The following is a 12,111-nucleotide window of genomic DNA, read 5'->3' on the forward strand; positions in this document are numbered from 1 at the left end:
CGGTATCCCGTCACGCGATAATCGGAAAACCCCTGAACACGAGGATTCTCAAGGGTTTTCCGTACCGGTCACGGCTCCATCGGCGAAGATGCCTGAGCCCAGAAGCGTTTCGGGATCCGACCGGCGTGCCGGGCACGGAATCCCGCCTCGACGGCGTGGCGCATCGCCGACGCCATCAGCGCCGGATCCTTCGCGCGGGTGACGGCGGTCGCGAGCAGCACGGCGTCGCAACCGAGTTCCATCGCGAGCGCCGCGTCGGAGGCGGTTCCGATTCCCGCGTCGAGGATCACCGGCACGCCCGCCGCCTCGACGATCATCTCGATGTGGTGCGGGTTCGAGATACCGAGGCCGGTGCCGATCGGCGAACCGAGCGGCATCACCGCAGCACAACCGACATCCTCGAGACGGCGCGCAAGGACGGGATCGTCGGTCGTGTACGGCAGGACGACGAAGCCGTCGTCGACGAGTTGTTCGGCCGCCGAGACGAGTTCGATAGCGTCGGGCAGCAGCGTCCGTTCGTCGGCGATGACCTCGAGTTTCACCCAGTCGGTCTCCAGCGCTTCCCGCCCGAGCTGCGCGGTCAGCACGGCCTCCTTCGCGCCGCGGCACCCGGCGGTGTTCGGCAGCGGTTCGATGCCGAGACGGCGCAGCAGATCGAGGACACCGGTTCCGGAGGCCGCATCGACGCGGCGCATCGCGACGGTGGTCAGTTCGGTGCCCGACGCGACGAGCGCCTCCTCGAGCACGGCCAGGTTCGCCGCGCCACCGGTGCCGGTGATCAGCCGCGACCCGAAGGTGCGGCCGGCGATGGTCAGCTGCGGCAGATCGGCGCCGGGATCGTGTGTGTCAGCCACCCTGGACCGCCGTGAGGATCTCGATGCTCGCGCCGCGTGCCACCGGTTCCGACCAGCGACCGCGCGGGCACACGACACCGTCGACGGCGACGGCGATTCCCTTCTCGGGCAGACCGAGCTCGTTCAGCAGCTGCGACACGGTCGGGGCCGCGTCGTAGTACTTGTCCTCACCGTTGACGGTGATGCCCACGGACACGTTCGTCATCCCACACTCGCTTCCGTAATTCGTCCAGGACAGGCGTATTTCGCGTCGGCCAGTGACCGCCCGCCGAGTTCGGCGAGCACCGCGTCGACGGTGAGCGGCGTGAGCAGCACACCGTTGCGGCCGTGGCCGGTCGCGGCGACGACACGATCGGAGAGCCGGCCGATCATCGGCAGGTTGTCGGGGGTCATCGGGCGCAGGCCCGCGCTCGCCTCGAACAGTTCGTACTCGCCGAGCGCCGGGAAGATCGTCTCGGCATCGGCGATCAGATCGCGCACGCCGGCCACCGTGATCTGCGTGTCGGAGGCCTCGTACTGCGTCGCGCCCACGACGAGCCCGTCGTGGCGGGGCACCAGATAGGCGGGCCGTCCGTGGACACTCGCACGGATGGTGCGCTGCGGCGGCGGGGTCGCGCCCGGCCGCACCCGCAGCCGCAGGATCTCGCCCTTGACCGGTCGGACCGGAAGACCCGGCCACAGCCGCGCCGACGCCGAGCCGGCGGCGAGCACCACCTGATCGTCGGGCAGGTCGGCGAGGTCGTGCACGGCGCCGTCGGAGAAACGCACCCCGGCCCCGGTGGCCGCAGTGCGCAGGGCGTCGACGAGCGCGCGGTTGTCGACCGACGACTCGGTGGGTGCGAGCAGTCCGAGCCGGACCTTCGGGCCGAGCGACGGCTCGAACTCCCGGATCTCCGCGCGGGAGAGCAGCCGCATCTCGTGCCCTCGCTCCCCGACCCATTCGGCGACGGTCCGCAGGTCGGCCGCATCCGCCGCGTCGAGCGCAACGGTCAGCGACGCCTCGGCGGTGAACACGTCGACGTCGGTCTCCGTGCGCAGTGCGTCCGCGAAGCCGGGCCAGCGGTCGAGCGACGCCGCACCCAGGGACAGCACATGGTCCTCGCCGGGCCAGCCCTCGGACAGCGGGGCCAGCATTCCCCCGGCCACCCACGAGGCGCCGCTACCGGGATTCGGGTCGTGCACGGTCACGACGTGCCCCGAGCGGGCCGCGCGCCATGCGATCGACAGCCCGATCACTCCGCCACCCACGACGGCCACAGTTGTCATCGGTCCACCTCACTCCCTGCGCCGGCATGATCCGGGTCAGGTCATAACGGTCGGGGCCGGCAGGCCCCCTCTCAGCCCCGCGAACCTCGGGACTCCCGTGTCGTCACACTTTCTGCCTAGAGGCTACCGTCTTGGTCGTGACCACCTATCGCGGCAACCATCCCGACCCGCGCGGCCGCCTCGCGACCGCCCGGTTGTACCTGTGCACCGATGCTCGCCGGGACACCGGTGACCTCGCACGGTTCGTCGAGGAGGCCCTCGCCGGTGGGGTCGACATCGTCCAGTTGCGCGACAAGGACTCGGCCGGCGAGAAGAAGTTCGGACGCCTCGAGGCACGCGAGGAACTCGCCGCCCTCGAGATCATCGGTGAGGCGTGTGCACGCCACGGTGCACTCCTCGCCGTCAACGACCGCGCCGACATCGCTCTCGCGGCGGGCGCCGACATTTTGCACCTCGGTCAGGGCGACCTGCCGGTGCGGCACGCGCGGCAGATCCTCGGCGACGAGATCGTCATCGGCCGTTCGACGTCGAGTCGGGCGCAGGCCGCGCTCGCCGACATCGAGGAGGGCGTCGACTACTTCGCGTCCGGGCCGGTGTGGGACACCCCGACCAAGCCGGGACGGACCGCCGCGGGGCTGCAGGTGACGCGCGAGGTCGCGCAGTCGCAACCGGCACGACCGTGGTTCGCGATCGGCGGCATCGATCTCGAGCGGCTCCCCGAGGTGCTCAATGCCGGGGCCACGCGGGTCGCGGTGGTCCGGGCGATCACCAAGGCCTCCGATCCGCGGGCAGCCGCCGCGGCGTTCGAGGCCGCACTGCCCGCCTGAGGCCGCTGAAGGCCGCTGCCGGCCCGAGGGGCTACAGCCAGCCCAGCACGGCCGAGGGCGACATCGCGATCGTGCCCTCGGGCAACCGCGCGCGCAGGCCGCGATCCGCGGTGACCACGACCGTCACGCCGGGGTCGACCACGGCCGTCGCGGTGGAGGCCAGCCGGGCCAATTCGTCGTCGCCGCTGCCGTCCGCGCTGTGTACCGGGATCCGGGCGTCGTCGATCGTCGCGTCGCGGGCATGCCCTTCGAGGACCGCTTCGACGCGGGGGACCCAGCCGAACGTCCCGTCGGGAAATTCGACGGTGCGGGGCAGGACCGCAGCGAGGTCGGCGAGCAGGGCGCTCGTCGCGCCGGGGCGGTCGCGCCACCATCCGGTGGATCCGCTCGCACCGAGCACGTTCGCGGTGTCGAGCAGCATGCGTACCGGTGAGGTGCGCAGCGACGGCCACGCCTCGGCGAAGCCGCTGTGCAGCGGCATCGCCTCGACCTCCGGTTCGGGCACCCAGCGCAGTTCGGTGCTCTCCTGGTTGAGGCTGGTCACGAGCGTTTCGGTGGCGTCGGCGACGACGGTGGTGTAGGTCCATCCGCCCGCGAGACCGAAGGTGACGCGTTCGGCGCGCACCGTCACGGCCGCGACATCGATGCCGGCCTCCTCGTGGGCCTCCCGCACGGCGGCGTCGACGGTGCTCTCGTGCGAGTCGCGGGCTCCACCGGGAAGTGCCCACGTGCCACCCTGGTGCGACCACGCCGCCCGATGCTGCAGGAGAACCGCGGGGCGACCGTCCGCGAGCGGAGCGCGCAGCAGCAGACCTGCGGCACCGTGTCGTCCCCAGCGCTTCTCACCGTCCGGTCCGACCGCCCAGCCGTCACCGTCTCCACGCATTGCGTCCGCCTCTCCGACCCGCCCTCGTCCGGGCCTGTGCCCGGTACCGGATCCCCGCCGTCCGTGGACGGCAACAATACCGCCGGGCTGCTTATATGCTCCCCTCAGAGCGCTCGACACGAGGAAGGGAGTGCCCGGTGGACGTACGGATCACCCCTCCCTTCGCGCCTGTCGAGAGCCATATTCGCGACGACGCCGGCACCGACGCTCCGGACGCCCGGTTCGACGACGCCCGCGCGCTGTTGCGATCCACGCCGGTGCGGTTGGTGGTCCTCGGCGTGGTGCTCACCGTTCTGCTCGTCGCGTCGGCGGCGGTCTCCGCGACGACGGTCTCCGGCAGGCAGGCCACCCACGACCGTCTCCTCTCGTCCATCGAGCCGCTCGCCAGCGCGGCCCAGAATCTCTACAGCGCGCTGTCGGTGGCCGACGCCGCCGCCGTGACGGGCTTCATCTCGGGCGGACTCGAACCGGAGGCGGTGCGCAGTCGCTACATCCGGGCCACCAACGAGGCCGCGGAGTATCTCGTCATCGCGGCGACCGGCCTGACCGACGCCGACCGCGAGACCGCGCACAACCTGACGGAGATCGTGAGGCTGCTGCCCGTCTACACGGGCCTCATCGAGACGGCCCGCACCAACAACCGCACCGGGCATCCGGTCGGCGCCGCATATCTCGGCGAGGCCTCGCACCTGATGCAGACCGAACTGCTCCCCGCCGCGCAGGAACTGCACACGCGGGGCGTCGCCGCCGTCGAGGACACCCAGCGCGACGCGGTACGACCACCCTGGCTCGCAATCGGTCTGCTCCTTGTCACGGTCACCGCACTGTGCGTGGCGCACGTCGTCGTGAGCCGCCGCTGTCGTCGCACCCTCAATCCCGGACTCCTCGTCGCGATCGGCGCGACCGGGGTGCTGCTGTGCTGGTTGCTCGTCGCCGGCCTGGCCTCGTCGAGTGCCACCGAACACGCCATCGAACGCGGTGCGGCACCGCTCGCCGATCTCACCGAGGGACGGATCCTCGCCCAGCAGTCGCGTACCGCCGAGACTCTGCTGATCGCCCGGCGCGACACGACCGGCGCGTACGACGACACCTTCGGGACCAACATGGCGCGACTCGGCGACATCCTCGACGAGTACGGGCGCGACTCCGCCCTCGAGGCCGGCGCCGAAGCGGTCGAGGCCGCGCGGTCGGCGCACGACGCCTGGATCAACTCGCACGCACGCATGGTCGCCGCCCTCGCCCGCGGCGACTACGCAGCGGCCTCGGTCCTCGCGGTCGGGGCGGGACCAGGCGAATCCACCGCCCGGTTCGTCGCTCTCGATGCGGCCCTGACGGAAGGGATCGACGACACCCGCACCGAACTGCGCGACAACGAGTTCCGCGCCTCCCGCACCCTCGCCGGTCTCGCACCGGCGTCGGTGGTGCTGCTGACGGTGGCACTGATCGGCGTGTGGGTCGGTCTCCGGCCCCGGTTGAAGGAGTACCAGTGAGAAAGCGCGTTCTCGTCGCGGGTCTGTGCGTCGTCGCCGCACTCGCCGGCGGGTGCGCGACCGATCCCCCACCGCGCGCCCCCGGTCTCCAGGGGACGACGACCTCTCTCCCGCTCCCCGAGAACGCGCGGATGCTCGAATCGTCGGTGGCCACACCACCCGCACCCGACTGCGGCGATCCCACCGCCTCGCTGTCCCCGGACCCGAACGCCACCGGACCCGCGATCGATCGGATCCGGAAGCGCGGACGGCTGATCGTCGGCCTCGACACCGGCAGCAACCTCATGAGCTACCGCGATACCGCGACCGGGCGGATCACCGGTTTCGACGTCGACATCGCACGTGAGATCGCCCGCGACCTCCTGGGCGATCCCGACCTCGTCGACTACCGCATCCTGTCCTCCGCCGAACGCGAGAAGGCGCTGCAGGACTCCACCGTCGACATCGTCGCGAAGACCATGAGCATCACGTGCGCCCGACGCGAGAAGGTCGACTTCTCCTCCGAGTACTTCCGGGCCCAGCAGCGCGTGCTCGTCGTGCGGGGTTCCGACATCCGCTCCGCCGCCGATCTCGCCGGCCGGCGCGTGTGCATCGTCGAGGGCACCACCTCGCTGCTCCGGATGCGAGAAGTGCAGCCGTCGGCGTCGATCCTCACCGTGCCGTCGTGGGCCGACTGCCTCGTCGTCCTCCAGCAACAGCAGGTCGACGCCGTGAGCACCGACGACACGATCCTCGCCGGACTCGCCTCGCAGGACCCCTATCTCGAACTCGTCGGCCCCTCCCTCGGATCGGAGCCGTACGGCATAGGAATCCGGCAGGGCAGCGACGAGCTCGTACGCTTCGTCAACGCCACCCTCGAACGGATCCGCTCCGACGGGACGTGGACGGCGCTGTACGAGAAGTACCTGCGGGTGCTCGGTCCCACTCCGTCACCCCCGACACCGAACTACCGGGAGTGACGGCCATGTCCGACGAACCCGAACCGGCCGGCACGCCGTCGGCCGATTCCGGCCCCGCGACCGAACGGGCAGTCGATTCCGGGCCTGTCACCAGACGCGCGGCGGATTCCGGACCCGCGACCGAACCGTCGACGAGCGACTCGGGGCCGGCCACCGCGCGGGCGGCCGGGGATACCGGGCCCGCCACCGAACGCGGTCCCGTCCCCACCACGCAGCCCGAATCCACCCGGCGCTCCTCGATCCGGTCGGGTTCGTCCTCCCAGCGATCGTCCTCCCAGCGCTCGTCGTCCCAACGCTCGTCGAGCCGTCGCATCCGGCCCCGCGGCACCCAGCGTCGCCGCATCGCCGGCCTCGTCGACGTGCCGGTCCCCACCCCGAAGGATCCCGTCGACGCCGTCCTCCGCGATCCGCACGTCTCCGAGGGCAAGAGGTTCTGCTCGAAGTGCGGGCAACCGGTGGGACGCAGCACCCCCTCCGGGCCGGGTCCCACCGAAGGCGATTGCCCCAAGTGCGGAACGCATTTCCAGTTCACTCCCGCCCTGCACCGCGGGGATCTCGTCGCCGGGCAGTACGAGGTGCAGGGCTGCCTCGCGCACGGCGGACTGGGGTGGATCTATCTCGCGATCGACCGAAACGTGAGCGACCGCTGGGTGGTACTGAAGGGGTTGCTGCAGGGCGGTGACGCCGAGGCCCAGGCGGTCGCGGTGGCCGAACGCCAGTTCCTGGCCGAGGTCAGCCATCCGAGCATCGTCCAGATCTACAACTTCGTCGAACACCCCTCCCCCGACGGCACCCCGATGGGGTACATCGTCATGGAGTACCTGGGTGGTCACACCCTGCGTACCGTGCTCGACAACTATCCCCCGCCGAATCGCATCCCGGTCGAGCAGGCCATCGGGTACATGCTCGAAGTGCTTCCGGCACTGCAATATCTGCACGACATCGGACTGGTCTACAACGACCTCAAGCCCGAGAACATCATGGTCACCGACGAGCAGATCGAACTCATCGACCTCGGTGCCGTCTCCGCGGTCGAGGGATACGGCTATCTGTACGGGACGCCCGGATATCAGGCGCCCGAGATCGTCCGGACCGGACCGACGGTCGCGAGCGACATCTACACGGTCGGACGCACACTCGCGGTGCTCACGCTCGACATGCCGTCGGACAAGGGCCGGTATCGCGACGGTCTGCCCACCCCCGAGCAGGCTCCCCTGCTCGCCGAGTTCGACTCCTTCCACCGCCTGCTCCTGCGGGCCACGAACCCCGATCCGCAGCAGCGCTTCTCGTCCGCCGACGAACTGCAGGGTCAGCTCACCGGTGTGTTGCGCGAGATCCTGTCGAAGAAGCTCGGTACCGAACATCCCGGACTGTCCCGCCTGTTCAGCCCGCCCCGCACGACCTTCGGCACCGACGAGGCACTCGTCCCCACCGACGTGTACGCCGACGGGATCGAGCGCGACCCCAAACTGCGGGGGCAGGATGTCGCGGCGGCACTGCCCGTCCCCCTGCTCGACCCCAACGATCCGAGTGCCGCGCTCCTCGCCGCCGCGGTCCACAGCGAACCTCAGCAGACCCTCGACTCGCTCCGGCACGCGCGCGAGAACGGGGTCGGTCGGGTCGTCGGGGCATCCGATGTGTCGTTCTCCAAGGAGATCACCCTGGCCGAGGTCCGCGCCTATCTCGATCTCGGACAGGTCGACAGCGCGGTGGAGATCCTCGCCCGCCTCGAGCGCGAGTTCGGCGACGACTGGCGCATGGACTGGTACGCCGGGATCGCCGAACTGCTGCAGGACGACTACGAGGCGGCGTTCGCCCGGTTCGACAAGGTGCTGCAGGCTCTTCCGGGTGAGATCGCCCCGAAGATCGCGCTCGGGGCCACCGCCGAACTGACGCTGCAGCACTGGGAGAGCGACGACCCCGATGCGTGGCGACGCTTCTGCGAGGAGTCCTACCGGGTCGTGTGGCGCACCGACCACGCCGTCGTCAGTGCGGCCTTCGGGTTGGCACGCCAGCTCACGGCCCGCGACGAGATCCGCGCCGCCGTGGACGTGCTCGACGAGGTCCCCACGACCTCCCGGCACCACAGTGCCGCGACCATGACCGCCGCCCTGATCCTGTTGCGGGGCGGTCGCGTCGAGGAGATCTCCGAGGCGGATCTGCGCGAGGCCGCGCACCGGATCGCGTCACTTCCTCCCGACGAGGGTCGCGCACTGCAGATGCGCGCGCTCGTCCTCGGGACGGCACTCGAATGGGTGCGCAGCGGCCGGGCGTCGAGTCGCGAGTACGACCGCATCCTCGACGTACCGTTCACGGAGAAGGGACTACGCCTGGGCACCGAAGCAGCGCTGCGGCAGCTGGCGCGCAACGCGCCCTCACGCACGCACCGCTACACCCTCGTCGACCTCGCGAACGCGATCCGGCCGCGCAGCCTGACCTGATCGAAGATCAGGCACGTGCAGCCTGACCTGATCGAAGATCAGCGCCGGGCGAACTGCACGGCTGCGCGCGCGATCGCGAGTTCCTCGTTCGTGGGGATCACGAGCACCTCCACCTGCGACGAGTCGGCCGAGATCCGGCGTTCCCCGTCGTCGTCGGCGGTGTTGCGCGCGTCGTCGACGATGATGCCGAGCCGGTGAAGGTCGGCGAGGCTGTCGCGCCGGACGTCGACGTTGTTCTCCCCCACCCCGCCGGTGAACACGATCGCGTCGACCCCTCCGAGTTCGAAGGTGTAGGCGCCCACGTATTTCCGGATTCGGTGCACATAGACTTCGTACGCGAGTCGCGCATCCTCGTCGCCCTCGCCGACGAGTTTCAGCAGGGCGCGGAAGTCGTTGACGCCCGAGAGTCCCTTCAGGCCCGAGTGCCGGTTGAGCAGGTCGTCGATGGCGTCGACCTTCAGTCCGGCCGCCCGGTTGAGGTGCATGACGACACCCGGATCGATGTCGCCGCTGCGCGTGCCCATGACGAGACCTTCGAGCGGGGTCAGACCCATCGAGGTGTCGATCGGACTGCCGCCCGCGATCGCCGACGCCGACGCGCCGTTACCCAGATGGAGCACAACCAGATTCAGGTCCGCGATGTCGCGCCCGAGGAACTCCGCGGCACGCCCCGAGACGTATTCGTGTGAGGTGCCGTGGAATCCGTAGCGCCGGATGTCGTGCTTGTGGGCGATGTCGCGGTCGATCGCGTAGGTCGCCGCGTGCGGCGGGAGACCGTGGAAGAAGGCGGTGTCGAAGACACCCACGTGGGGGACGTCGGGAAGTTCCTCCCGCGCGACCTCCATTCCCACGACGTTCGCCGGATTGTGGAGGGGTGCGAGGACCGACAGCTCGTCGACGGCGCGGACCACATCGTCGTCGATGAGAGTGGGTTCGTAGAAGACCTTGCCGCCGTGCACGAGTCGGTGTCCGACAGCGACGATGCCCACCTCGTGCAGCGGACGGCCCAGTCCTTCGAGCATCTCGAGCACCGCGCGCAGTCCGGTCCGGTGGTCGGCGATGGCGTCGTTGCGTTCGTCCACGCCCGTCGTGTGATGGAAGACGATCCGCCCCTCCGACTCCCCGATCCGCTCGATCAGTCCGTGCGCCAGCGACTTTCCGCTGTCCGGTTCGATCAGCTGGAACTTGATCGACGACGATCCGGAGTTGAGGACCAGTACGGTGCCTGCGGTGGCCGGGTTCGGGCTGCTCACGCGTCTTCCTCCTGCGCCTGGATCGCGGTGATGGCGATGGTGTTGACGATGTCCTGGATCAGGGCGCCCCGGGAGAGGTCGTTGACCGGCTTGTTCAGGCCCTGCAGGACCGGTCCGACGGCGACGGCCCCGGCGCTGCGCTGCACGGCCTTGTAGGTGTTGTTGCCGGTGTTCAGGTCCGGGAAGATGAACACCGTGGCGCGTCCGGCGACGTCGGAATCGGGCAGCTTCGCACTCGCGACCGTCGGTTCGATCGCCGCGTCGTACTGGATCGGACCTTCCACCAGCAGGTCGGGTCGCCTCTCCCGCACGAACGTCGTGGCCGAGCGGACCTTGTCGACGTCGGCACCCGAACCGGATTCGCCGGTGGAGTACGACAGCATCGCGACCCTCGGGTCGATGCCGAACCGGGCGGCGGTCGCGGCGGACGAGATCGCGATGTCGGCGAGCTGGTCGGCGGTCGGGTCGGGGACGACGGCGCAGTCACCGTACGCGAGGACGCGGTCGGCGAGGCACATCAGGAAGATGCTCGACACCGTGGAGACACCCGGTTCGGTCTTGATGATCTCGAGGGCGGGGCGGATCGTGTGGGCGGTGGTGTGTGCCGCGCCCGAGACCATGCCGTCGGCCAGTCCCAGGTGCACCATCATCGTGCCGAAATACGAGATGTCGCGAATGATCTCGCGTGCACGGTCGACGGTCATGCCCTTGTGGGCGCGCAGCCGCGCGTACTCCTCCGCGAACCGGTCGGCGTGCTCGGAGGTGCGCGGGTCGAGGATCTGTGCCTCCGACAGGTCCACCCCGAGTTCCGACGCCCGCTGGCGGACGGCTGCCTCGTCGCCGAGGATCGTCAGCTTCACGATGCCACGCTGGAGCACGCGTCCGGCGGCTCGAAGGATGCGGTCGTCCTCGCCCTCGGGCAACACGATGTGCCGCTGCTGGGCCCGCGCGCGGTCGATGAGCTGGTATTCGAACATCTGCGGGGTGGTCACGGACGGTCGCGGCAGTCGCAACCGGTCGAGCAGAGAACGGGAATCGACGTGTCGTTCCATGAGCGCGAGTGCCGTGTCGATCTTGCGCTGCGCGCCGAGGGCCATGCGGCCGCGGGTGCGGTCGGCAGCCGAGGCGGTGTCGAAGGTGCCGAGTTCGGTGGTGAGGATCGGCAGCGACGGCTTCAGGGCCGTGACGAGCTGCGCGATCATCGGGTGCGGCAGCAGGCCGCCGTTCATGATGATGCCGGCGAGCGTCGGGAATCCTTCGGCGGCATTGGCATTGACCAGCGCGAGGATGACGTCGGAGCGGTCGGCGGGAGCGATGACGACGACGCCGTCGGTGAGCCGCTCGAGAATCCGTTCGGCGGTCATGCCCCCGACCATGATGCGCAGCGCTTCCCGCTGCAGCAGGTCGGGGTCGCCGCTGTAGAGCTCGCCTCCGATCGCGGTCTGCAGCTCGGCCATCGTCGGCGCGACCAGCGCGGGCACCTCCGGGAGCGTCCACACCGGTTCGGCGCGGTCGCCGAGAGCCTGGGCGATCTCGTCGAGTGCATGCGGGTCGCAGCGGTTCACCACCACCGCGCCGAGATGCGCGTGCTGTCCCGCGAGCTCGTTCGCGCACACACCGGCGAGCTGGGCGATCTCCGAGGGCGTGCGGCGGGAACCGCGCAGGACGAGCAGCACCGGGGCGTCGAGATTCGCCGCGATGCGGGCGTTGTACGACAGTTCGCTGGGGTTGGCGATCTCCGTGTAGTCGCTGCCGACGATGACGACGGCGTCGCAGCGGTCGGCCACCGCGTGGTACTTGCCGACGATGTCGCTGAGCGCGGCGTCCGGGTCGTCGTGGACGTCGTCGTAGGTGACGCCGATGCAGTCCCCGTAGGCGAGGTCGACGGTGGTGTGTTCGAGCAACAGTTCGAGGATGTAGTCGATGTCGCTGTCGGAGCGCGCGATGGGACGGAAGACACCGACGCGGGCGGTGGACGCGCACAGCGTCTGCAGCACGCCCAGGGCGACGGTCGATTTCCCGGTGTCCCCTTCCGGAGCTGCGATGTAGATGCTCGAGACGGACCCTGCAGCAGCACTCATGGATTCCACCCTAACTGCAAACTTTGCTCCGTCCGGTGTACCCGCGCACATGCC

At 69.9% G+C, this 12,111-nt stretch carries 10 protein-coding genes and 1 riboswitch; of the genes, 4 read left to right on the forward strand and 6 right to left on the reverse strand.

The window, feature by feature from the left end; all coding sequences use genetic code 11:
• Positions 1-68: 68 nt before the first annotated feature.
• The 3 genes from U9J23_RS18820 to thiO all read right to left on the reverse strand — a co-directional run bounded on the left by U9J23_RS18820 (position 69) and on the right by thiO (position 2,120).
• Positions 69-854, reverse strand: coding sequence for a thiazole synthase (locus U9J23_RS18820; protein ID WP_006553655.1), 786 nt, complete (start codon positions 852-854; stop codon positions 69-71).
• A complete protein-coding gene (thiS, locus tag U9J23_RS18825; RefSeq protein ID WP_059384351.1) occupies positions 847-1,059 on the reverse strand; it encodes a sulfur carrier protein ThiS in 213 nt (70 codons plus the stop codon). Before thiS ends, U9J23_RS18820 begins: the two co-directional genes overlap by 8 nt.
• Positions 1,056-2,120 (reverse strand): glycine oxidase ThiO, encoded by a 1,065-nt coding sequence (thiO, locus tag U9J23_RS18830; protein WP_186455423.1) that lies wholly within the window; start codon positions 2,118-2,120, stop codon positions 1,056-1,058. The genes thiS and thiO overlap by 4 nt, the downstream gene beginning before the upstream one ends.
• Positions 2,117-2,229, reverse strand: a riboswitch (TPP riboswitch). It overlaps the preceding gene by 4 nt.
• Before the next feature lie 28 nt (positions 2,230-2,257).
• Here thiO and thiE point away from each other — a divergent pair.
• A complete protein-coding gene (gene thiE, locus U9J23_RS18835; protein WP_272268299.1) occupies positions 2,258-2,947 on the forward strand; it encodes a thiamine phosphate synthase in 690 nt (229 codons plus the stop codon).
• A 31-nt stretch (positions 2,948-2,978) separates the two neighbouring features.
• On the opposite strand, the gene U9J23_RS18840 is transcribed toward thiE, so the two are convergent.
• Positions 2,979-3,833, reverse strand: coding sequence for an NUDIX hydrolase (locus U9J23_RS18840; RefSeq protein ID WP_145709026.1), 855 nt, complete (start codon positions 3,831-3,833; stop codon positions 2,979-2,981).
• A 137-nt stretch (positions 3,834-3,970) separates the two neighbouring features.
• Between U9J23_RS18840 and U9J23_RS18845 the strand changes: the two genes are divergently transcribed.
• The 3 genes from U9J23_RS18845 to U9J23_RS18855 are packed head-to-tail and all read left to right on the forward strand — an operon-like array spanning position 3,971 to position 8,723.
• Positions 3,971-5,323: a hypothetical protein gene (locus U9J23_RS18845; protein WP_106201418.1), complete on the forward strand. Its 1,353-nt coding sequence runs from the start codon at positions 3,971-3,973 to the stop codon at positions 5,321-5,323.
• Positions 5,320-6,282, forward strand: a complete 963-nt coding sequence (locus U9J23_RS18850; RefSeq protein WP_059384356.1) for a glutamate ABC transporter substrate-binding protein — start codon at positions 5,320-5,322, stop codon at positions 6,280-6,282. Before U9J23_RS18845 ends, U9J23_RS18850 begins: the two co-directional genes overlap by 4 nt.
• Positions 6,283-6,287: 5 nt before the next feature.
• The gene (locus U9J23_RS18855; RefSeq protein WP_272268296.1) at positions 6,288-8,723 is read left to right on the forward strand and encodes a serine/threonine-protein kinase; all 2,436 of its coding nucleotides are present in this window, start codon (positions 6,288-6,290) and stop codon (positions 8,721-8,723) included.
• Between the two features lie 38 nt (positions 8,724-8,761).
• Here the strand turns inward: U9J23_RS18855 and U9J23_RS18860 are convergent, their stop codons facing one another.
• Both U9J23_RS18860 and pta read right to left on the reverse strand, forming a co-directional pair.
• Entirely contained in the window at positions 8,762-9,976 is a 1,215-nt protein-coding gene (locus tag U9J23_RS18860; RefSeq protein ID WP_059384357.1) for an acetate/propionate family kinase, read from the reverse strand.
• Positions 9,973-12,057 carry a phosphate acetyltransferase gene (gene pta, locus U9J23_RS18865; RefSeq protein ID WP_145709028.1) on the reverse strand — a complete coding sequence of 695 codons (2,085 nt, stop codon included), beginning with the start codon at positions 12,055-12,057 and terminating at the stop codon, positions 9,973-9,975. The genes U9J23_RS18860 and pta overlap by 4 nt, the downstream gene beginning before the upstream one ends.
• Positions 12,058-12,111: the final 54 nt, after the last annotated feature.

Origin of the sequence: Rhodococcus sp. PD04, assembly GCF_035918275.1 — a bacterium.
Taxonomy (GTDB): domain Bacteria; phylum Actinomycetota; class Actinomycetes; order Mycobacteriales; family Mycobacteriaceae; genus Rhodococcus; species Rhodococcus rhodochrous.